Below are 23,119 nucleotides of genomic sequence, written 5' to 3'. Positions count from 1 at the left end.
GTTTAATTTCCGGACTACTATTTCTAATTTGTATTTTTTTATTGATCATCAGCGTCATTGCCGAATTACTAGAAAAATCAAAAATTCCAAATTGGTACTTTCCTTTATTGTGGGGCATTATATTTATTTCTGCCATCTGCCTACTTGTATTTGGCGCCATTTCAGGATTTAATTTTGACTGGATGAAATTATAGAAATTACTATTTAGGTAATTTTTTAGTTCCTATAAAATCAAGCGAAACTGAATTAATGCAATATCTCAGGCCTGTTGGTTCCGGCCCATCGTCAAAAACATGCCCTAAATGGCCATTACACCTACTGCATACTACCTCTACCCTTACCATACCATGACTTTGATCCCTATTTTCTGTAACAAGATAAGGCCTAATGGGTTGATAAAAACTTGGCCAACCTGTTCCAGAATTAAACTTGGTGTCTGAATTAAACAATGGCAATTTGCAAGCGGAACAAACATAAACTCCTTTCTCATGATGATCCCAAAATTTTCCAGTGAAGGATCTTTCTGTACCTTTTTCTCTTAGGACGTATTGAGCCATTTCTGGTAGAGATTTAGCCCATTCTTCCTCACTTTTCTGTATGGGATCTACTTTTTCAGGAATGACAATATTGGTATCAGCAATTACTTGATTTTCGATAATTTGAGCCGACCCTGATTTTTGAACAGATTTAGGTTGGCATGAAATACTGCCCCATGTAAGGGAAGCAGATAGAATAAAGATTAATTTATTGTTCATCCTGAATTTTTTTATCTTGTTTTAGAGCTATTGAAACTATTTTGCGCATTAGACTTTGTATGCTAAGAAAAACCAGATATACAATTACAAAAACGAAAATTATCCAAGAATATGTTTTTACTTCAAAAATAGATTTACCGGTTAGCCATTTACCGGAAAAAACCATGAAAGAAGTTACTAATAAAAATCCGTAAATGGAATCCTTGTAATAACGCATCATATCCCTGGAGCCAAAACCGAGAATGGTATTCAAAATTATGTAAAACAAAACGAGAGATGTGCCAATCAACCAAATATCAGAAACTTCAACCCAGGAAAATTTGAAAAAGTTTGTTAGAAAAAAAAATATTTCAAAACAAGACATCAAAACAATGCAAATGACCGCTTGAATAAGTGGCTGATCTTTAAGCTTTTGATATATTTCCATATTAAAGTCAAGGGATTAGTTCTCCAATTAGATCAAAATGGTCCGCCTGGATAATTTTAACTCTTGCAAAGTCTCCAACCCTGCAATAATCCTTTACAGAAATGTGCACCTCATTATCTACCTCTGGACTGTCTGCTTCAGTCCTACCAACGTAATAAGCTTTTTCCTTTTGATCTACCAACACTTTAAATTCTTTCCCAATCTTTGCCTTATTCAGATCAAGAGAAATCTCCTCCTGAATGGACATGAGTGTGGCAGCCCTTTCTTCCTTTACTTCAGCCGGAACATTGTCTTCAAAAAGGTATGCTGAGGTATCTTCCTCATGTGAATATTGAAAAACCCCTAATCTATCCAATCGGTGCTCTTTTACGAATGTGCACAAATCATTAAAATCCTTTTCTGTCTCACCAGGAAAGCCTACAAGCATTGTCGTCCTTAAAGTTATTTCAGGCAAAATATTTCTTATGTCACCAATTAACCTACGGGTCTCTTCATTTGTAATTTGGCGTTTCATAGAGGCCAATACTGGGTCCGAAGCATGTTGCAAGGGTAAATCCAAATAATTGCAAATTTTATCTTGAGCTTTCATGGTATGGATAACATCCATTGGAAACTTTGAAGGGTAGGCATAATGCAGTCTGATCCATTCTATACCTTCAACTTCACATAAAAGGTTAAGTAGTTTACTTAAACTCCTTTCTTTATAAATGTCCAATCCATAATAAGTCAGCTCCTGAGCTATCAAAATTATTTCTTTAACCCCATGCTGAGCAAGATTACGAGCTTGGAGAAGAATTTGCTCTATGGGGATAGAAACGTGCTTACCTCTCATCAAAGGAATAGCGCAGAATGAACAAGTTCTATTACAACCTTCTGATATTTTCAGATATGCAAAATGTGATGGAGTCGTGATTATTCTCTCCCCAATTAATTCATGCCTGTAGTCTGCATTCAACTTTGCGAGCAATGCCGGCATTTCCATTGTTCCGAAAAAAGCATCTACCTCTTTAATTTCGGACTCGAGATTATCTTTATAACGTTGTGACAGACAACCAGTAACGTATAATTTGGATACAATTCCGGTATTTTTTAAGTGGGCATATTCCAAAATTGTTTCGATAGATTCTTCTTTTGCACGATCAATGAATCCACAAGTATTGATAATAATAATTGAAGCTGGATCGGTGTTTGAAGGATTATGCTCTACTTTATATTGATTATAATCTAATTGTGTAATGAGATTCTCGGAATCCACAAGGTTTTTTGAGCACCCTAGGGTAATCAATTGAACTTTTTCCTTTTTATAAGTTTTTGTTTTCAAAAAAAAATATTTGTGCAAAGATATTAAAGCTTTTAAGCTTACGTTATTATCAGGATGAAACAATTGGTAGGCTTCATAGTTTTAAATTTAGTCCTATTTGCACATGCTAAAGGGCAATGGGGAGCACAAATTCATGGAGAAAGGCATATAATTTCTGCTTTGCTTGCCAGTAGTTCTACAGAGGTAGCTAGCGATTATTTTGGATTGTCTGTGGGTATGAATTATTTTTTTAGATTAAAAAATTATCGATTAGAATTTTTACCAGGGGTAGGATTATCCTACGAGTCAGGTAAATTACCCCATGATCAATCCCCTACTTTAGATTTTAAATCTACAGGCCCTCAAGTTTTTAGTCTTATAAATCTTTATCCTTTTGATTTTAAAAATGACTGTAATTGCCCAACTTTCAAAAAAGAGGGAAACACTCTTAAAAAAGGACTTCATCTGATCATAAATCTTTCATATCAGTACAATATACGAAATTATGCCACTGAAGAACAAAAGATAGGTCTACTATATACCGGTCTGGGTTTTGGTAATGATTTTGGCATCTCGGATCATCTGACATTAACCCCAATGTTAATGTATTCAATAGGACATTTTGATAAACATCCGGAAACATTAGCTTTTCCAGAACTTTCGCACGAAAAAATTACCCTTGGCCTGAGAGTATTGTATAATAAAAACAAAGGTAAAAAGAGAAGATATTAAAGAAAGTGAGAAAAAAAGTGCCAAGTTACTACTCCGGCAGCCACGCTCACATTTAAAGAATGTTTCGTACCCATTTGAGGTATTTCTATACATGCTTCACACAATTTTAGAACTGAATCAGACACACCATTTACTTCATTTCCAAAAATTAATACATATTTTTCTTCAGCGCTGATTTTTAATTGATGCAAAAGACAGCTCCCCTTGGCCTGTTCAATTGCCATAATTTTATAGCCCTCCGATTTCTTTAATGCAAGATATTCATCAGGATGATCTAAATGTCTCCAAGAAACTGTGTCGGTAGCTCCGAGTGCTGTTTTATTGATTTCCGGATGTGGTGGTTTTACGGTATATCCAACAAGCAAAACTTCTTCCAGTCCAAAGGCATCAGCAATCCTAAAAAGGGATCCGACATTGTGTCCGGACCTGATGTGATCAGCCATTAAAATTATTGGTACTTTTGGGCTGTTTTTAAATTCCGAAACGGACATCCGTTTCAGATCTTTGGTAGCTGTTTTAATAAAATTCATTGGAAAGGCTTAAATCGATTGCAAAATTAACAAACTATCAGATCTACGGATCTGTATTACTTTTTTGCATCCTTTATATTGTATTTTGGGGTTATGAAGGTAGTGGTAATGATCTGATTGAGATTGTTCCTGTTTTAAAAAAGATGCGCCACCCTGATTTATATCCCAGTGATTTTTATATTGGTTTTAATGAGTCTTTATTTCTGCATGAAAGATCTTTCCTAAATAATTTTCTGTACCTGATTGGTGCAGATCAACCCATTCTACTTTTTATAGCCTATTTTATATGTCTTTACGCATTTATACTGGGCTTAACTAAACTCCTGGAAGTACTCGGTTTAACCAATAATGCCATAAACTTTGTAATACTCCTTGTATTATTTATTGCCCCGTATACCTCAGTAGGCGCTAATGAATTATTTTACAATATGCCTGTTGGTTCTTGTTTTGCAAAAACATTAGCTGTCTGGAGTTTGGTTTTTTATTTTAGACAAAATATCATTATTGCATTTTTACTACTTGCTATTGCCACATTTTTTCAGGTTCTAGTGGGTTTCCAGATTTTTTTACTTATAGGCACTATAAGCTTCATTGAGATTTTTAAATCAAAAAGAATTGAATCCAGAAAAATCTTAGCAGGAATTTTAATATTCTGCATATTGAGTTTCCCATACTTAGTATCGTTGGTTTTTGCCCGGGTTAAACTTCATAGTCATGGATCGGGTTTATTTGATCTGTTGGAATTTAGAATAGGGCATCATTTTCTAATTCAATATACGCTATTACAACATGTTATAATATTTTTGTTTTTATTCCTCTCAGGAATAATTCTTTGGTATAAAGTCAACAGAAATATTTTTAAGATTTATCTCTTACAAGGTGCTATAATGTTGATATACATAGTGGGCACTACCCTATTGAAATCTGAAATTATGCTACAAATGCAATGGTTTAAGACAACCATTTGGATCGAATTATTCAGCATTATAGCATTAGTTCTGTATGGTGAAAAAAAATTAAACAAATTTTCCTCCAGATTCATAAGATACGTTAACTATGTTTTATTGGTAGTGATATTAAGTGTTTCCTTATTCAAACAATGCAACCGAAAGGATATTTTTAAAGAGGAGCAAGTGTTAGCAGATTGGGCCAGGAATAACACAGAAATAAAAAGCCTATTTGTGCTTCCTCCTGATTTTACTCATTTCAAGACATGGTCAGAAAGAAGCTCATGGGTTGACTTCAAAGCAATTTCTCATCAAATAGCGTATCTATTTCCATGGTACGACCGCATAAATAGAATATACAAAATCAATATTGAATCAAGAAGGAGTGGCAGGAACTTGATGGATCTTGCAAAAGCAAACTACCGAAAATTGGACGAGGAAACTTTAATCTATCTTTTCGATCAGCAATTGGTTAACTATGTGATATTGCCTTCACAAGCAATATACTCAGATCAATACAAGATTGTCTTTCATACTTCCTCCTATCTTGTCTTAACAAAAAAATCTTTTTAGTAAAGTTCTATTTACATTCCGGTTGGAGCATCACAAAGATTACAATCTCCTTGGAGACAATAAGAATTCAAGTGGAATGCCTAATCGTTCGCGCCAATCTAATTCGCTGTGAGACTTACCTTCAAATTTCAAGGAAAGATATTCGGAAGAACCTTGATAAACTGAATAGAGTATTTGATCCATCCTTAATTGGTAAGGGCTATACCAGGCATCAATGTTTTCGGTACCATGATCAAAATATAATTTTGATCCAACTAAATTATTTTTTGATTCCTCAATAATTCGAAAATAGCTTTCTGGGATCTCTTTATAATTTCTGCGTACACTTATAGGCCAATGCGTGGAAATACAAATGGCCCCACCAAAAATCTGAGGAAACTCCAAAAGTCCATAAAAAGAAATTAATCCACCCATACTTGCCCCTCCAATGTAACAATTCAATTTATCTGTAAGGGTCCTGTAATTACTGTCAATATAGGGTTTTAATTCCCGAGTTAAAAACTTAAGGTAATTGTCTCCCATTGGTTCTCCACCATATTCCTTTTTAATAATTTTGCGTTTGCTGGTTGGAAGGGCATTATAGAAACGGTTAGGCATATATTCCAAAAACCTGTTATCCGTATTCCAAATTCCGATTATTATACAATCCTGAATCATATGTGCAGCTGAAAGCTCCAACACTGATTCATCCATCCTTAAGGGGTTGTGGTTATAAGATACGGCCGGATCAAATAAATTCTGGCCATCCTGCCAATACAGAACCGGATATCTTTTGTCTCCTGATGTGGCATAGGATTCTGGAAGCCAAATTTCTAGATTTCGGTTGGCAACATAAGAACTTGAAAAACCGTAATATCGGGTTAGAAATGAAGGATGATCAATTTGCAATATATTCTGGGCAGCGGAACGCGATTTAAAACCAAGCAGCATTAAAAACCATGTAAAAAAGCGCCTCCAATATTTAAGTTCTGCCAACTATTTATGATTTTTAATACAACTCTTCACGAAGGCAACAAAAAGAGGGTGAGGATTTTCAACGGTGCTTTTCAATTCCGGATGGAACTGAACGCCCACAAACCAAGGATGATCTTTTAGTTCAATTATTTCTACAAGTTTCCTGTCGGGGTGAATTCCTGATGCTATCATCCCATGCTCTTCAAATTGTTTCAGATAATTACTATTGAATTCATATCTATGTCTGTGTCTTTCAGCAATCATGGTCTTTTGGTAAGCATTAAATGCCCTTGAAGGTTTTTTCAAAGCACATTCATAGGCACCTAATCGCATAGTCCCACCTTTTTCCTTTATCTTCTTTTGATCCGACATCATATGAATAACTGGATTGGCAGTCTTGGGGTTTACCTCTGTAGATGAAGCTTTCAGCTTAAGAACATTTCTGGCAAATTCCACAACGGCGCATTGCATGCCTAAGCAAATCCCAAAAAAAGGTATCTTATTTTCCCGGGCGTATTTAATCGCATTTATCTTTCCTTCAATACCTCTTTCCCCAAATCCAGGTGCAACCAATAATCCATCCAGATCCTTCAATTCGAGACTAACCGATTTTTTGTCTTCCAAATGCTCAGAATGAACGGCAACGATCTCAACCTTACATTGATTTGCTGAACCTGCATGCACAAATGCCTCATAAATAGATTTATAGGCATCCGGCAACTCATTATACTTTCCAATCAGACCTATTTTAATGGAATGAATGGGGTTCTTTAAATTGGACAAAAAGGCTTTCCAGGCCTTTAACTCAGGCTTTTTCCTGGACTTTAAACCTAATTTTTTTAATACTCTAACGTCCAGCTTTTCCTTTAACATAAGTAGCGGAACATCATAAATTGTGTCTGCATCAATTGCTTCGATTACATTCACTTTATCCAGATTACAAAAGAGGGCTAATTTGGAACGTATTTCATCTGTAATAGGCTTTTCTGTTCGACAAACCAGCACATCTGGCTGAATGCCTGCCTCCTGAAGTTCTTTTACGGAATGTTGTGTTGGTTTTGTTTTAAGTTCCTTTGCAGCGGCCAAATAAGGAATTAAGGTTAGATGGACAGTTGCATAATTTTTAGCGCCAAGCTCCATTCTGAGTTGCCTGAGGGCTTCCAAATATGGTAATGACTCAATGTCTCCTACGGTACCTCCCAGCTCAGTAATAATTATGTCGTAGTCTGTATCTCCAAGTAAAGTAATCCTTCGCTTAATTTCGTCCGTAATATGCGGGATTACCTGAACAGTTTTACCTAGAAAGTCACCTGCCCTTTCTTTATTAATGACTGTCTGATAGATTCTACCGGTCGTCACATTATTTGCCTGTGACGTAGCGATATTCAAAAAACGCTCATAATGCCCTAGATCCAAATCTGTTTCGGCTCCATCATCGGTAACATAACATTCCCCATGCTCATAAGGATTCAGTGTGCCCGGATCAACATTAATATAGGGATCAAACTTTTGAATGGTTGTTTTAAAACCATGACCTTGTAGGAGTTTGGCCAAAGAAGCAGCAATAATGCCCTTACCTAAAGAAGAGGTAACTCCTCCCGTAACAAAAATATATTTAGTCATGATTTAATTAGTCTGCTACGGGATACAAAGGTAGTGCGAATAAATTAAATGGTATTAATTATTTACACAATTTAATCCATTCTGCTGATATAAGTATTGAGATATTGTAAACTTATTACGCTGAAGTTTTTATTGAAGGCTCAAACCATAAGTAAATATAATAGCAGATTATTGCCAAGAATGAGCCAATCACAAATCCTGCCAATACATCAAATGGAAAATGGACCGCTACATAAATCTGTGCAAATCCAACGATTAAAGGCCATATCAATAGAAGTCGCCTTTTATATATGCTTCGATTTTTAAAAAACAAATACAGAAAAGTGCCTAATGCCATATGGTTAGATGCATGGCTGGAAGGAAAGCTAAATCCACCACTGCAACCTACAGGCGTATCAAATTGGTCACTAAAATATGCCTCTTTACAAGGACGTTCCCTTCTTACTTTTTTCTTAATAAGACTACTTGTCAACTGATCACTCAAGCCAATCAAGACTATAATAACAATTGTAAATTTCACTAAATTAATCTTGTAATTGAAAACCACAAAAGAGAATAGAAATATGTAAAGTGGTAGCCAGAAATGCTTGTCTCTACATAAGGATATCCACAGATCTAATTCGGATATCCTTAAATGAATCTGCACCCATTCAAATAAATTATGATCCAACCAATTTAAATAGCCTATCATGAATCAAATGTTCTTTTTAAAAATGCATATCATCCTATCTGATTTTTGTTCATGAAAATCTTCAAGAAAATAATTCCCAAAAACATATTGAAGTTCCAACCCAAACTGATTGAATAACCTTTTAATTTCCACCAGCGAATATAGTCTAACTCGCTCTTCAAAATTATAAACAGCATCATGATCTTCTACCTTGATGCTTTTAATAATTTTTCTTCCAACGATATTCTTGCGGATTTTAAAATTAACATCACCAATTTTCAAACTAAAATCATGGACAATATTTTGTTGTACAGAAATAGAATTAAAATAATCAAAAACAAGATAGCCATTTTTCTTCACATTGGTTGACAAGCAGTATGCAGCCTTTTCATCCTCAAGTAAAGTTTCAAAATATCCAAAACTGGTAAATAAATTTAAAACAATATCAAAATAATTTATCCGAAAAACCCTTCGCATATCATGATGATAAAAATTGAGATTTTCGCTTTCAAATTCCTTAGCTTTCAATATGCTGGACAAAGATAAATCAAATCCGGTTACATCATAACCGTACTCACTCAAAGACAAAGCATGTCTGCCTGTACCGCATGCTACATCCAAAATTTTAGCATGATCATATGTAGGCAGCAGATCAATCATATTTTTGACAAAGTCCGAGGCTTCCTGTTCATCACGTTGCTTATACAGTAGATGGTAATATGATGTATTGAACCACTCTGAAAACCATTCCTTCATTCGTCTTGATTTGCAATTATATCTAATGAATAAGCCGCTAAATTAATACTTTTGTCAGCTAAATCAATTTAAAGATGAGTCTTATAGTCTCTGTCTCTGGCATTCGGGGAACCATTGGAGGAATAAAAGGAGAAAACCTTAGTACTGAAGATATTGTGAAATTTTCTTTGGCCTTTGGCAGGTTAATTTTAAAGAGAAATTTAAAACCTAAAGTGGTGATAGGAAGGGATGCCAGGGTCTCCGGAGAAATGGTATCTAAGTTAGTTGAGGCAAGTCTCCAAAGCCTTGGCATTGATATTATCGATGCTGGACTTTCGACTACCCCAAGCATTGAAATGGCCGTAATAAATTTAAGGGCGGCTGGAGGAATTATACTTACGGCAAGCCATAATCCGCGGGAATGGAATGCTTTAAAACTGTTAAATGAGAAAGGAGAGTTTATTTCAGCTGAAGAAGGTCATCAAATCATAGAATTAAGCAATCTGGAGGGTTTGGTTTATGCAAACATTGACTGCATTGGACAAAAAACTTTTTATAACACCAGCATTGAAGACCACATAAACTCCATTTTGGCTATCCCATATTTACCGATATCACTAATCAAATCCAAAAAATATCACGTGGTGGCAGACTGTATAAACTCCACCGGCTCTTTGGCTATACCCGTATTATTAGATAGTCTTGGGTGTACTTATGAATTAATAAATTCACATCCTGATGGAAATTTTCGCCATAATCCTGAACCTCTAGAAGAACATTTGACTGAATTAATAAATGCTACAAAAAACAAAGCAGATATAGGCATTGCGGTTGATCCGGATGTTGACAGATTAGCATTGGTAGATCACCAAGGTCAATATTTTGGAGAAGAATATACGCTAATATGTTGCGCAGATTATTTGCTTGATGTAAAACCTGGAAACACTGTTTCAAACCTATCTTCATCGCGAGCTCTTGCTGATCTGACTTTGCAAAAAGGTGGCAAACACTTTTCATCGGCAGTTGGAGAAGTCCATGTGGTCAATAAAATGAAAGAAGTAGGCGCCACAATTGGAGGAGAAGGAAACGGTGGCATTATTTTACCTGATTTACATTATGGAAGAGACTCGTTAATAGGAATAGCCATTGTTTTGGCAAATATGGCTACAAAAAACAAGAATCTGGCTGAATTAAAAGCTCAATATCCAATGTACTTTATGTATAAAGATAAAATTAAAATTGATCCTACAATTAATTTTGAAGCTTTGCTAAAATATCTATCAGATGAGTACAATCAGGCCCGGATAAATATGGTCGATGGTTTAAAAATTGATTTCGAGGATTCCTGGATTCACCTTAGAAAGTCAAACACTGAACCTATAATCAGAATTTACAGCGAAGCAAAATCGGAGATGCTTGCTAAAAACCTGGTAGACAATATCAAAATTAAAATAGAACAATACAATTAATAATTTTTATGAATCAAAGGATTTACCTCGACAATGCGGCTACTACCCCATTGCTTCCTGAAGTAATTGAATGTATTACTCAAACATCTAAAAATATTTTTGGAAATCCTTCCGCCATCTACAAAGAGGGTGCTGCTGCTAAAAGTTTAATTGAAGAGAGCAGAAAGATTTTGAGTAATTTTTTGGAAACCTCTCCTTCTCAAGTATTTTTTACTTCATGTGGCACGGAATCGTCCAATATGATAATCCAAGCCGCCGTAAGAAATCTAAATGTAAAAACCATCATCAGTTCGCCAATAGAGCATCCATGTGTCCTGTACTCATGCAAGGAATATGCTCAACAAGGAGAAATACAATTAAAATATCTTAGTCCTGATCAATTTGGCAGAATCGACCTCAATGAACTAGAATTCATATTACAACAAAGTGAAGCCCCCTCTCTTGTGAGTTTAATACATACGCACAATGAACTTGGAAGCATTACACCAATCAAATCGATATCAGAGATTTGTAAGAAATACAACGCATACTATCATTCAGACACAGTTCAATCCATTGGAAGTGTTCCCTTAAATGTAACCGAATTAGATATTGATTTTGCAACAGGATCAGGCCATAAATTTCATGGACCCAAAGGCATCGGATTTGTTTATATTAAGGAACCTACACTTATCAAACCATTCATTTATGGTGGTAGTCAGGAAAGAAATATGAGGTCAGGAACTGAAAATATTATTGGTATTGCTGCTATGGCAAAAGCACTCCAAATTACTACCGAATCTTTTGAACAAAAAATGAATCACCTTACCCTACTAAACAATTATTTAAAATCAGGATTGAACAAAAATGGAATCTCGGAATCCTTTAATACACCCGAAATAGAATTCAATCCAAAAATATTGAGCGTCAATTTTCCAGAACAAAAAGGAATTGAATGGCTCTTAATGAATCTCGATATAAATGGAATTTCAGCTTCCGGTGGATCTGCTTGTTCATCAGGAACCGAAAAGTCTTCACATGTTCTTAATTACATCCGCCCAAATGCAAAAGGAAAAACAGTTCGATTTTCATTTTCACAATTGAACACTATAGAAGAATTGGATCGTACGATTGAAATTTTATTAAAAATACTCAAACCGAATATCTAGAATTATTCCAAAAAAATAATTGATTGAAAATATATTATTACTAGGTAAATTAGACCATTCCGCAATAAATAAAAATAAAATAGGAAAATAAAATTTCAATTATTTATTGCAAGCAGATTTTAAAATTAATTTGTGCCTTTTGGTGGCAAAAATACTTCTGCCATCATACAGCGTGCACTTCCACCACCAATTTGCTCTATAGTGGGAATTGCTACTGATAAAATTTCTGTTTTGGCGTTAATTTTTTTGAGTTGATCTACATTTAAAGAATCATATGCTGATTTTGACATTACCAGCAATGGTTTATGATTTTCCATTTCAACCTGAAGCATATTTCCAGCAAAAGACTCCATTTGCTTAAAAGAAATGTCTATAACCTCCTTTCTCGTTTCTTTAAATTGTTCTTCTAATCTTTGCCTGCTTCCTTCCTCCACGGCATCCATGCAAATAACTACAAAATCAATACCTAAAGCCATTAAAACATTCGTATGATATATAGGGTAGCCTGAGGCGTCATAAGCATTAAACAGTATGGGTTTGTAATTGATTATCAAACAAAGTTTTTGCAATACTTCAATGGATGTCCTAACACTTTGACAAGCATAAGCAAGTTTATGCTCATGGTCAAATATTATGCTACCGGTCCCTTCCAAAAACAAATCTTTACTTTCAAATAATTCTAGGGACAAGCGCTTTCTGACATCAAAATCTTTGATCAAAGATTCAATTATGCTTTCACTTCTCTCTTTTCTTCTGATCGGCGCAAACATGGGATATGTTATCAAGGTTCCATCCTCATGCATGCTGATCCAATTGTTCGGAAAAACAGCATCGGGTTTTAAAATATCTTCAGAATCTATAAAAACCAATACCTGGACACCTTTAGATCTTAAATCTGATACCATTTGATCAAATTCATCACAGGCTTTTTGCTTGATGTCTTTTGCATCTTGTTTCTCTTGTTTTTTTTGAAACTTGTTACTGGAAGCTGTCTCCTGATTATAACCAAAATGAGTTGGTCTAACCATTAAGATGGTATTACTGATCTGCTTTGCCATAATTGAGATAATTAAGAATTTTGTCTGTTCATGGCTTCAAGTTTTAACTTTGATGCTAACTCTTTTCCCAGAAATTTTTCAATCCAATGATGAATTATATATATTAGAGGCGTAATAATTACAGCAACAAGAAATTTATAAATGTAGTTGACTGTCCCAATTGCTAAAACTTGCCTGAGAGACCAACCTGCTCCAAAATAAAACGCAATAAACAAAACAATATAACTGTCAATGAATTGGGAGATTATTGTTGACCCCGTAGATCTAAGCCAAATTCCATTTTCCCCTGTTTTTTCTTTTATTTTGTGAAAAACATAAACATCTAAAATCTGTCCAAAAATAAACGCAATAAGAGAACCTAGGATGATCCATAAACCTTGACCAAAAATAAGGCTATAAGCTGTGTTAAGATTACCTACTTCGGATCCAAGTGATGGGTTATTACCAGTAATATGTGATGTTGGCCAAAAATCTGCTGGTTGAAGTCTGACAGCAAAAAAAACAACTATAAATGCATAAACTATTAATGCGGAAGCAAGATAAGATAAGAATCTGACCCCTCTGGGCCCAAAATATTCATTAATTATATCGGTCAATATAAAAACAACAGGCCATAAGAGAACTCCGGCTGTTAGATTAAAAGCCAAATTTTCAATGCCCAATAATGAGAAATTTAGCGGTGTAAAACCAAGTGATTTTTCTAGAGAAAAGATTTTAACTCCAATAAACTCTGCTAAAATTGCATTTGTAATGAACAAACCTGCCAAAACAATAAATAAAATGGTTTGTTTATTCTTGCTTATGCTCAACATATGCTCACTTAAACACATTAATTAAGATTTGGTTTATAAGAAATCATGGGGAAAATTGCAATTAACTTCAAGACAGGCGCTATAAAGAAAAATGAGGAGATCATTGTTGGAATTGATCTTGGCACTACCAACAGCCTTATTTCCCTGATTAAAGATGGCAACCCATTGATAATTAAAGACAAAGACCAAAACGACCTTTTTGTCCCTTCCATAATTCACCTTAACTCTAATGGAAAAATTACTGTTGGGCAAGGCGCAAAGAAGCAACTAAGTCTGGACCCGGAATCCACTATATATTCAGTTAAGAGGTTGATGGGCAAGTCTTTGAATGACCTTAAGAATCAAAAACAACACTTTGGATATCACCTGAGCGAAGACAGCTCAGATGAATTGATTAGAGTAAAAATCAAGGATAAATACTACACTCCGATTGAGCTTTCAGCAATGATTCTAAAATATTTGAAAGAAGAAGCGGAAAAAAGTACAGGGGCTAAAATTGAGAAAGCAGTAATAACGGTACCCGCATATTTCAACGACAACCAACGACAAGCTACTAGAGATGCCGGAAGACTTGCTGGACTTGATGTTCTAAGAATTGTAAATGAACCCACTGCTGCAAGTTTAGCATTTGGAATAGGTCTGAACCGGGAAGAATCCAAAAAAATAGCTGTATATGATTTGGGAGGTGGAACATTTGATGTTTCTATACTCAGAATTGAGGATGGGGTATTTGATGTCTTATCCACCAGAGGAGACACATTTTTAGGTGGAGATGATTTTGATCAGGCTATTGTGGAATTTTGGTCAAAAAAATATAGTATTGAATCGCCTAAAGATTTTGCCCATAAAAACAAATTGAGAATTCTCGCTGAAAAGGCAAAAATGTATCTAAATGAAAACAAATCCCACACTACAGAATGGAATGGAATAAAACTTCACATCTCTCAAAGTGAGTTTGAGGAACTTACAAAACCCTTAGTTAAAAAAACTTTAGATTGCTGCTCACTTGCCCTTAAAGACAGTGGACTTGCTTTAACAGAACTTGATGAAGTGCTTTTGGTGGGCGGTTCCACAAGGATGAAAGTAATCAAATCTGCAGTTCGTGATTTTTTTAAAATTATGCCCAACGACAATTTGAATCCGGATGAAGCGGTATGTCTTGGCGCAGCTATTCAGGCTGATATCCTCAGTGGAAACAGAAAAGACTTACTTTTACTGGATGTAAATCCGCTCTCTTTAGGTATTGAAACATTAGGTGGACTTATGGACGTAATCATCCCTAGAAATTCAAAACTACCTATAAATCAGGCGAGAAACTATACTACTTCGAAAGATGGGCAGGTTAAACTTAAAATTGCAGTATATCAGGGTGAAAGGGATTTAGTGGAACATAATCGTTTGCTCGGTGAATTTATCCTGGACAAGATACCCCCAATGGCAACAGGCATTCCAAAAATAGAAGTAAGTTTCCATGTAGATGTGGATGGCATTTTAAAAGTTAAAGCCAAAGAATTAAGATCAGGCCAAGCGCAGGAAATTGAAATTAAATCTCAGTTTTCTTTGAGTCCGCACGAAATGGCAAGGATGCTCTCTGAATCCATTTTACATGCTGCATCAGACATAGAAAAAAAATCCTTAGTTGATTTGATTAATGAAGCTGAAATATTGATCTTGCACACTGAAAAATTTCTAAAAAATCATCAGTCCTGGATATCTCCTATAAAAGATATGGAAATTAAAAATATTTGCTTTGATCTTAAAAAACAAATTAGTTTGCAAACAAAAGAAAGCATTCAGCTTGAGATGGAAAAATTAAAGGAAGTTACCACGCCTCTTGCTCACCAGGCAATGGACAATACTATTCAAGAGGCCTTAAAAGGGCAAAGAATCTAACCATGGTAAAGAAATTCAACAATCTCTCAGATCTTGGACTGATATATTCCACTCATGACTCAAGTAGTCAAGAAAAAGCAGAAGAATCCACAGATCAAATTTCATTAAGCACACAAATCGTGAGGGTTCAATTGGAGACCAAACACAGAGGAGGAAAAGCAGTTTCCAAAATTATGGGTCTATTGTTATCAGATGACAAATTGGAAGAACTTGCAAAATTTATAAAGCAAAAATGTGGAGTCGGTGGTAGTGTAAAAGATGGTGAAATATTAATACAGGGAGATCATGTAAAAAAAATTATTGAAATACTTATCCAAAAGGGTTTTAAAAACACCAAGAGAACAGGGGGATGACCATGAGATTGATCCTATTCATTACATTCTTTTCCTTATCCTTTATTTTTCTAAATACTTGCACAAAAAAGGAAATATCAAACCCACAAAAACATGCAGGCGTTTATAAAGCTCTGGAGTTTGAAAACCTTAAGAGGACATTCCCCTACCAATTTTTTCCTGCTAATTTATATTCAAATGCTTTTCAAAGCATGGAGCATTTGCCAAAACCTGATCTAATCTTTCGCAATGAAAATAGATGGGAAAGTCTCGGACCCAATAAAATTGCGGGAAGATGCCTAACTCTGGCTATTAATCCGGTGGATACCAACCAGGTATGGGTCGGAACAGCTGGAGCTGGATTGTGGAAATCTACCTCAGGGGGGAAAGGTCCTCAAGCATGGACTCCCGTTAAAACTGGATTTCCGGCGCTTGGCGTTACCAGTATTGCGATCCATCCCACAGACCCAAAAATTCTTTACATTGGAACAGGTGAAATTTATAATTATCAGGGGACTGATGGCGGAAAGTATGTGAGAACATTAAGAGGATCCTGGGGAATTGGAATTTTGAAATCCACAAATGGGGGTCTAAGTTGGCACAAATCACTTGACTGGAAAAAGGAAGAATACCATGGTGTTTGGCGGATTTTAATAGATCCCAAAAATCCTGATATTGTTTATGCTGCAACCACCAAAGGAATTTTAAAATCAAAGGATAAAGGGACTAACTGGGAGTTGATACTGGACAAGAAAATGTCTGTAGAGATGATCATGAATCCAATTTCTCCTGAATATTTAACTGTTGGCGTAGGCGGAATAGATGCAGACGATTTTGGAATATTCACAAGTATTGACGGTGGCGCTAATTGGTCTAAAATGAATTTACCACAATTTGACCATTTGAGAGGCAGGATAATGCTGGCAAATTACCAAAAGAACCCTCAGAGGCAGTACGCATTACTGTCAGATCAGTTTCAAACTGTCCAATGGCTTAGATCTAGAGATGGATTTTCAAATTATTTCTACAGTACAGTTCCGGACATTGGCACGTATCAAAGTTGGTATGCCCGTGGTTTAAAAATTAAGGATAATGACTCCAGTAAAATTATTGCGGGGGGTGTTGATTTGTTCATAGATAGTTTGGGCAATGGAAATCAATTCAACCGTTATACATTAAATAAAATTAAAGTCCATGCTGATTTTCATGACATAGTATCAAACCCCTTAGATCCATCCAAACTATATTTTGCAACAGATGGTGGCGTGTTTAGGTCTGATGATTTTGGCACAAACTTTTATGCATGTAATGATGGATTATTGACTACTCAGTTTTATTCAGGAGTGGTTGATCAGAAAAGTGAAAAAATAATTCTTGGAGGTCTTCAGGACAATAATTGTGCATTATTTGATCCATCCGGTATATGGAAATTGGTTTCCATTGGGGATGGCGCCTATTGCACAATCAATCACTCAGATCCAAAGAATATGATTTGTCTGGCGCAAAACTTAAATCTATACAGATCTACTGATTATGGCAAAACCTGGATAGAAGTACTTAAACCTGACCCTTTAAGCTGCTTTATCAGCCCATTAAAAATGAGCCCTTTGGATGAGAATTTAATATTTGGCGGGTCCAGGCAATTGATAAAGTCTGTTGACAATGGGAAAGAATGGAATTCTCTTTCGAGCAACCCTACTTCAGCGCCCATCAACTCAATTGAACTATCCCGTCGCAATAAATCAGTACTTGCATTTTCGACTATGCCAGATCCATCGCAAACTGCAAGATTATTCCTAAGTGTTGATGAAGGAAAAACCTCCAAAGAAATTTCCAATTTACTGCCAAACAGAATTGTCACCGATATTGCATTTCATCCAAAAAGTGATTCTATGATGCTTGTAAGTCTTGGTGGATTTGGAAATGAACATCTGTATGTAAGTCAAGATTTTGGCATCCATTGGAAAGCAATCGGCAATGGTTTACCAGACGTTCCATTTCATACCGTTGCATACAATATGCAAAATCCAGATATTATATTTGCCGGTTGTGACCTGGGTCTATTTGCCAGCGATAATGGCGGAAAAACCTGGATAAATTATACGGATTCAGATTTCGATGTCGTTCAAGTTTATGATCTACTATATTTAAATACTGAAAATAAAATATTGGCTTTTACCCACGGCAGAGGAGTTTTCAAAATGAATGCAGACTTCCGCCTTCCTACCGGCTTTAAAACAATCTCTTCTAAAGTTGGCAGAAATGAATTTATTTTTGACAAACACCAATTAAAGGAATATTTAGATAATTTCACTACCGGTAAAATGTATTCTATTGATGGACAAATGATCCACTATTCCATAGAAAATATTTATAACCATTGGGATCAAATCCAAAATGGGGTCTATTTTCTGGCGACATCTAAAAGGACTATTAAAATTATCGTTACAGGACATTAGGCCATTCTGGCTTTTAACATCCTTGATTTTCCTTGCATATCGTTTCGGATTTCAATCGACCGATACCCATTTAATCTAAATATTTCATGGATCTCCAAAACAAGGAATTCATTTAATTCGCAATAAATTTCACCTTCAGGCTTAAGGTGTGATTTTCCAAAAAGAGCTATTTCTTTATAAAAAATTAGTGGATCATCTCCTATTGGGAAAAGAGCAATTTCAGGCTCATAGGCAAGTGTATTCGTAGACATTACATTGGATTCTTCTTTACTTATATACGGTGGGTTTGAAACAATAATATCAAATGAATCCAAAATCAAATCTCCCTCCTTTAAGAAATCAAGTTGTATAAAATCAATGGTAACACCAACTCTTGTTGCATTCTCTTTAGCCACCTGGAGAGCCAATGCGGATACATCCAAGGCCGTCACCTTCCAATGCACATGCTTTTTCTTTAAGTAAATAGATATGCACCCTGATCCGCAACCTACATCTAAAACTTTTAAAGTTGAATTATTTCCTCCTTTTTGAGAAACCCAAGCAGTTAATTCTTCGGTTTCCGGACGTGGAATTAGAACTGATGAATCAACATATAAAACCAATCCCATAAAATCAGATTCGTGAATGGCATATTGTACTGGAACCATAGAGGCCAGATCATCGACAATTTGTTTAAACGTAGGCAATTCCTTACTTACATTCTTACAAATTCCAGAATTATATATTTTAAACCACTCTGATTTAAGTATATAATCTTGCAATAACCCTAATTCACAATTATTATATAATCCACTCAAACGCAGTTTTAATGTTTGGCATAATTCTTGTTCAGTGAGTAACATATTATTAAAATATATAATGTGTATTTAACTAATTAACGAGTTTTTAAAATCAGATCCCATGAATTTTAGAGTATATTTTTCCTCACGGTTAACTTTCCTTCGAAAAATAGCAATATACGCAATATTACTTCTGGCGACTTCAGCAAACGCACAATATAAATTAGATCCATTCTCTTTAATTGAATTAAAAGCATCCTGTGACATTGAACGAAAAACTTTGTTTGATAAAAAAGCAATTTCCCTCCAAGCCCATAAAAACCAAGCCTCTTTAGAAACCAGCGTAAGTTTCTATGAAAATTGGTTGAAGTCCAACAACAAACTGGTTCAAACAGACATTTATCTGCCAGAATTAGGCGTGCAGAAAATATATTTTACTGCTTACGATTTTTTTGAACCCGATTTCAAATTTTATCTTTTAGATCAAGAAAATTTAAAGGAAATAAATTTAGATAAGGGCATTCATTTAAAAGGAATAATAAACAACAACCTGCAATCCATGGTAAGTGTAAGTCTTAGCAAAGGAATTATAACAGGGCACATTCAAGTAGATGGATTCAATAGTTTTTGCATCACGCCAGGAAATTCAAACAAAAACAAATTTTTCACAAATATTACTAAAGCCAACCTTGAAAATGAACATGAAATAATAGCCACATGCAATACAGATGATATCAGGCATTTCATTGAAGACAAAGGTCTTTTTACTTCCAGAGCAAAGGAAAGCTGTAAAAGAGTCGCTATAAGCATTCGGGCAGATTATGATTTATATTTAAAATTCAATAAAAACCCACAGGATGTCAGTAATTATATTCTTGGAATGTTCAATCAAATAAATACAATTTACCGAAGAGAGGATATCCAAATCAGTATTTCAGAAATCATTATACACACATCACCGGATGGCTTCCCACATACTACTGCAACAGAAGAATTGGATCACTTGAGACTTAAGTACAAAACCTATAATGGCAACATATCATTGTGTCTTTCCGGAGCAACCAGAAATGGGAAAGCCGCATTAGGAGGAATAGCTTACATTAATTCTCTATGTCAGAAGAACTATTCCTATGCCTATGTAAATGTCAATGGGAGCTACTCAGGCATCCCTAATTTTAGCTTCGATGTGTATTCTGCAGCGCATGAAATTGGACATGTTTTAGGCTCAAGACATACGCACGCTTGTGTCTGGGGACCCAATAAAAATCAACCTATTGACAATTGTGCAAAGGTAGAAGGAACTTGCCTGGCTGGTCAAAAACCAACAAAAGGGACACTTATGAGTTATTGCTATTTGGCAGGACAGCCCGGAATAGACCTTTCCCTTGGATTAGGTAAAGAGCCGGGAGATCTGATAAGAAGTAAAATTGCAGCATCTGCTTGCCTAAATACCTATACACCTAAGACAAGATCAGTTTTAAAAGCCAATCAACACATTACAGCTAATTTTGAATGTAATGATGGAATATATTCAAACTACTATTATGATAATAATACCATTGATGAAAATGATGATGTTTTAATTATGTCCATTCAAACAAATGGTCAAAATATAGGCTCTATACTGGATGGAACTTTAAAAATTTCAGAACATACTACAGAAAAATACGGGGCCCAAAAAGCAGCTAAAATTACTGCTGATTATACCGACAAACAAAATGAGCATTTTGCAATCCATAAATATTGGGAGGTTTATTCATCCAAAATCCTTTCGCAACCGGTTAGAGTTAAAGTTTATCTAAATAATCTGGATTTTGAAGAAGTGCAAGGCTCTATTCCTGGTTATACAAAAGAGCAATTAAAACTTTTTACCATTAAATCACCTGGAAATCCAAATCCTGAATCCAACCATGCTTTGACATCCAAAAATGAATACAAGGAATTTAAGAATTCCATAAGTCTATCTCAAAACACTTATATCCTCTCTTCCATTACACAAAATGAAAGTAGTGCAGAATTCGAAACAATTGAATTAAGTGCAGTTGGCTTCGGAGCTCAAAAATTAAGTTCCGGTACCCAATCAGAAACTCAATTTACTAGTCTCAAAATCAGAAAAACAGGATCTTTACAAAATGTAAGCTGGACTACAGTTTCTGAGAAAAATTCAAAATACTTCATTGTCCTGAAAAGTTTAAATGGAATTAAATTTGATTCCATAGGAACAGTATCTGCAAGTGGTCAATCAAGTTCCAACAAGAACTATTCATTTAACGATTCCAATAGTTCGCCAAATGAAGTTTATTACAGAATCACAAGTATGCATCATGATGGTTTCAAATCCGAATCACCAATTGCTTCACTATCCAGTTCTTATTCTGCATTAAACAAATTGAGTCTTTATCCGAATCCGCTTGGTGCAGGAGATCTAAATGTTGAGTTTACCATAAACAACCCAATAATTAAGACCGCCAGCTTTAGAATACTGGATCCTGCATTTAACCAAATAGAAAATATTACTATATCTGTTAATCAAGGTAAAAACCTGATCCAACTACCTTCCACAAAAATGAAAAGTGGTTTTTACTATATACAGATGATTCATACTACTGAAACAGTCACTCAAAAAATTGTCGTAAAAAAATCATAAATGATTATCAAAAATTGTACAATTAATTTTGAAGTTGTCTCGCATGGCTCCAAGTTGAATGAGGAAGATTTTCAGTTGCTGGAATCCGCTTTATATGCTACCGAAACATCATACGCCCCCTACTCAAATTATTTTGTCGGCGCAGCAATCAGGTTAGAAAATATTTCGGAAATTATATTGGGATCAAATCAGGAAAATGCTTCCTATCCTTGTGGAATTTGTGCAGAAAGAACGGCAATCCATCAGGCGAACGTAAGATACCCAAATCATATAATTTCCACGGTGGCCGTTGTGGTAAAAAATGAAACAAAATATACCCCCTCTCCCTGTGGATATTGCAGACAAGTTTTGGCAGAACAAGAAATTCGAAACAAAAAACCAATTAGACTCATTTTAGGTCATCCGAATAGACTATGCCATATTTTTAGTAATTGCACAGATTTGTTGCCTTTGGCTTTTCAACCAAACCATTTGGATCACCATTTATAATCCATGCAAAACCAAAGCTTGTGCTCTGAGCAGATCCAATTCTGTATCTATACCGAAACTATTCGTTTCAATTTCTCCCATCCTAATTTGATAACCTGCCTCTAACCACCTTAATTGCTCTAACATTTCAATTTTTTCAATGGACCCAATCGGAAGTTTGCTAATTTCTGATAAGGTTTCCACTTGAAATCCATACAAACCTAAGTGTTTATAATATTTGATTGAATTTAGTCGCTCTTCTGATGGGATTTCTCTTGCATGTGGTATTGTCGCCCGACTAAAATACATGGCATCCATAAACTTATTGACGACCACCTTTACTATATTTGGATTATCTAGCTCAATTACTTCTTTTACAGGAGTCATCAAACTTGCAATTTTTACTTCAGGATCTTGGAGCATCCTTGAAATTTGATCCAATGCAAGAATTTCTATAAATGGTTCATCTCCTTGAACATTAACGATATGTGTAAAACCAAGCTTTAATTTTGCCACTTCTGCACACCTATCGGTTCCGGAAAGTAAATTTTTTGAGGTCATTATCGGATTTCCACCAAATGCTTCTACATGATCAAATACGATTTCATGATCAACAGCAACTACTACCCGATCAAAAAAATGACATTTTGAAACCTGTTCAAATACTCTTTGGATCAATGATTTCCCCCCAATATTAAGCATCACTTTACCAGGTAATCTTGTAGATTGGTATCGTGCAGGTATTACCGCTAAAATTTTCATTAAACTATTATTAATCAATTATATGTATATTACAAATAAATGTAAT

General features: G+C 35.2%; 21 protein-coding genes. 9 read left to right on the top strand and 12 right to left on the bottom strand.

Annotated features, from left to right (window positions below; all coding sequences use genetic code 11):
* Positions 1 to 200: 200 nt before the first annotated feature.
* The 3 genes from msrB to rimO are packed head-to-tail and all read right to left on the bottom strand — an operon-like array spanning position 201 to position 2,503.
* Positions 201 to 755: a peptide-methionine (R)-S-oxide reductase MsrB gene (msrB, locus tag IPJ83_11680; protein MBK7881205.1), complete on the bottom strand. Its 555-nt coding sequence runs from the start codon at positions 753 to 755 to the stop codon at positions 201 to 203.
* Positions 745 to 1,182 (bottom strand): hypothetical protein, encoded by a 438-nt coding sequence (locus IPJ83_11675; protein MBK7881204.1) that lies wholly within the window; start codon positions 1,180 to 1,182, stop codon positions 745 to 747. Before IPJ83_11675 ends, msrB begins: the two co-directional genes overlap by 11 nt.
* A 7-nt stretch (positions 1,183 to 1,189) precedes the next feature.
* Positions 1,190 to 2,503: a 30S ribosomal protein S12 methylthiotransferase RimO gene (gene rimO, locus IPJ83_11670; GenBank protein MBK7881203.1), complete on the bottom strand. Its 1,314-nt coding sequence runs from the start codon at positions 2,501 to 2,503 to the stop codon at positions 1,190 to 1,192.
* Between the two features lie 54 nt (positions 2,504 to 2,557).
* Between rimO and IPJ83_11665 the strand changes: the two genes are divergently transcribed.
* Positions 2,558 to 3,214: a hypothetical protein gene (locus IPJ83_11665; GenBank protein ID MBK7881202.1), complete on the top strand. Its 657-nt coding sequence runs from the start codon at positions 2,558 to 2,560 to the stop codon at positions 3,212 to 3,214.
* On the opposite strand, the gene IPJ83_11660 is transcribed toward IPJ83_11665, so the two are convergent.
* On the bottom strand, positions 3,211 to 3,744 hold the full coding sequence (locus IPJ83_11660; protein MBK7881201.1) for a TrmH family RNA methyltransferase: 534 nt from the start codon (positions 3,742 to 3,744) through the stop codon (positions 3,211 to 3,213). The two genes, IPJ83_11665 and IPJ83_11660, sit on opposite strands and share 4 nt — an antisense overlap.
* Here IPJ83_11660 and IPJ83_11655 point away from each other — a divergent pair.
* A complete protein-coding gene (locus IPJ83_11655; protein ID MBK7881200.1) occupies positions 3,744 to 5,264 on the top strand; it encodes a hypothetical protein in 1,521 nt (506 codons plus the stop codon). The genes IPJ83_11660 and IPJ83_11655 overlap by 1 nt on opposite strands.
* A gap of 39 nt (positions 5,265 to 5,303) precedes the next feature.
* On the opposite strand, the gene IPJ83_11650 is transcribed toward IPJ83_11655, so the two are convergent.
* The 4 genes from IPJ83_11650 to IPJ83_11635 all read right to left on the bottom strand — a co-directional run bounded on the left by IPJ83_11650 (position 5,304) and on the right by IPJ83_11635 (position 9,267).
* On the bottom strand, positions 5,304 to 6,194 hold the full coding sequence (locus tag IPJ83_11650; GenBank protein ID MBK7881199.1) for an esterase: 891 nt from the start codon (positions 6,192 to 6,194) through the stop codon (positions 5,304 to 5,306).
* Between the two features lie 45 nt (positions 6,195 to 6,239).
* Positions 6,240 to 7,841, bottom strand: coding sequence for a CTP synthase (locus IPJ83_11645; GenBank protein MBK7881198.1), 1,602 nt, complete (start codon positions 7,839 to 7,841; stop codon positions 6,240 to 6,242).
* 115 nt (positions 7,842 to 7,956) lie between these two features.
* Entirely contained in the window at positions 7,957 to 8,361 is a 405-nt protein-coding gene (locus tag IPJ83_11640; GenBank protein MBK7881197.1) for a phosphatase PAP2 family protein, read from the bottom strand.
* A gap of 174 nt (positions 8,362 to 8,535) precedes the next feature.
* Complete coding sequence (locus tag IPJ83_11635) at positions 8,536 to 9,267, bottom strand: class I SAM-dependent methyltransferase (protein MBK7881196.1); 732 nt, start codon at positions 9,265 to 9,267, stop codon at positions 8,536 to 8,538.
* 74 nt (positions 9,268 to 9,341) lie between these two features.
* Between IPJ83_11635 and glmM the strand changes: the two genes are divergently transcribed.
* Together glmM and IPJ83_11625 are read left to right on the top strand one after the other, a co-directional pair.
* Positions 9,342 to 10,715, top strand: coding sequence for a phosphoglucosamine mutase (gene glmM / locus IPJ83_11630; protein ID MBK7881195.1), 1,374 nt, complete (start codon positions 9,342 to 9,344; stop codon positions 10,713 to 10,715).
* An 8-nt stretch (positions 10,716 to 10,723) separates the two neighbouring features.
* Positions 10,724 to 11,863 (top strand): cysteine desulfurase, encoded by a 1,140-nt coding sequence (locus tag IPJ83_11625; GenBank protein MBK7881194.1) that lies wholly within the window; start codon positions 10,724 to 10,726, stop codon positions 11,861 to 11,863.
* A 125-nt stretch (positions 11,864 to 11,988) separates the two neighbouring features.
* Here IPJ83_11625 and IPJ83_11620 read toward each other — a convergent pair whose 3' ends face one another.
* Together IPJ83_11620 and IPJ83_11615 are read right to left on the bottom strand one after the other, a co-directional pair.
* A complete protein-coding gene (locus IPJ83_11620; protein ID MBK7881193.1) occupies positions 11,989 to 12,933 on the bottom strand; it encodes an amidinotransferase in 945 nt (314 codons plus the stop codon).
* On the bottom strand, positions 12,933 to 13,733 hold the full coding sequence (locus IPJ83_11615; GenBank protein ID MBK7881192.1) for a queuosine precursor transporter: 801 nt from the start codon (positions 13,731 to 13,733) through the stop codon (positions 12,933 to 12,935). Before IPJ83_11615 ends, IPJ83_11620 begins: the two co-directional genes overlap by 1 nt.
* Positions 13,734 to 13,778: 45 nt before the next feature.
* Here IPJ83_11615 and hscA point away from each other — a divergent pair, with 45 nt between their 5' ends.
* The 3 genes from hscA to IPJ83_11600 all read left to right on the top strand — a co-directional run bounded on the left by hscA (position 13,779) and on the right by IPJ83_11600 (position 18,417).
* Positions 13,779 to 15,626 (top strand): Fe-S protein assembly chaperone HscA, encoded by a 1,848-nt coding sequence (gene hscA / locus IPJ83_11610; GenBank protein ID MBK7881191.1) that lies wholly within the window; start codon positions 13,779 to 13,781, stop codon positions 15,624 to 15,626.
* 2 nt (positions 15,627 to 15,628) lie between these two features.
* Complete coding sequence (locus IPJ83_11605) at positions 15,629 to 15,979, top strand: translation initiation factor (GenBank protein ID MBK7881190.1); 351 nt, start codon at positions 15,629 to 15,631, stop codon at positions 15,977 to 15,979.
* 191 nt (positions 15,980 to 16,170) lie between these two features.
* Positions 16,171 to 18,417, top strand: coding sequence for a hypothetical protein (locus IPJ83_11600; GenBank protein MBK7881189.1), 2,247 nt, complete (start codon positions 16,171 to 16,173; stop codon positions 18,415 to 18,417).
* Here the strand turns inward: IPJ83_11600 and prmC are convergent.
* The gene (prmC, locus tag IPJ83_11595) at positions 18,414 to 19,214 is read right to left on the bottom strand and encodes a peptide chain release factor N(5)-glutamine methyltransferase (GenBank protein ID MBK7881188.1); all 801 of its coding nucleotides are present in this window, start codon (positions 19,212 to 19,214) and stop codon (positions 18,414 to 18,416) included. The two genes, IPJ83_11600 and prmC, sit on opposite strands and share 4 nt — an antisense overlap.
* Before the next feature lie 103 nt (positions 19,215 to 19,317).
* Between prmC and IPJ83_11590 the strand changes: the two genes are divergently transcribed.
* On the top strand, positions 19,318 to 21,843 hold the full coding sequence (locus tag IPJ83_11590) for a T9SS type A sorting domain-containing protein (GenBank protein ID MBK7881187.1): 2,526 nt from the start codon (positions 19,318 to 19,320) through the stop codon (positions 21,841 to 21,843).
* Positions 21,844 to 22,332, top strand: a complete 489-nt coding sequence (locus tag IPJ83_11585; protein MBK7881186.1) for a cytidine deaminase — start codon at positions 21,844 to 21,846, stop codon at positions 22,330 to 22,332.
* Here the strand turns inward: IPJ83_11585 and kdsB are convergent.
* Positions 22,327 to 23,073, bottom strand: a complete 747-nt coding sequence (gene kdsB / locus IPJ83_11580; GenBank protein ID MBK7881185.1) for a 3-deoxy-manno-octulosonate cytidylyltransferase — start codon at positions 23,071 to 23,073, stop codon at positions 22,327 to 22,329. The genes IPJ83_11585 and kdsB overlap by 6 nt on opposite strands.
* Positions 23,074 to 23,119 lie beyond the last annotated feature (46 nt).

The sequence above is a fragment of the Candidatus Vicinibacter proximus genome (genome assembly GCA_016713905.1).
GTDB lineage: Bacteria > Bacteroidota > Bacteroidia > Chitinophagales > Saprospiraceae > Vicinibacter > Vicinibacter proximus.
Note: the sequence above shows the minus strand (reverse complement) of the source record. Positions and strands in the feature narration are given on the sequence as shown.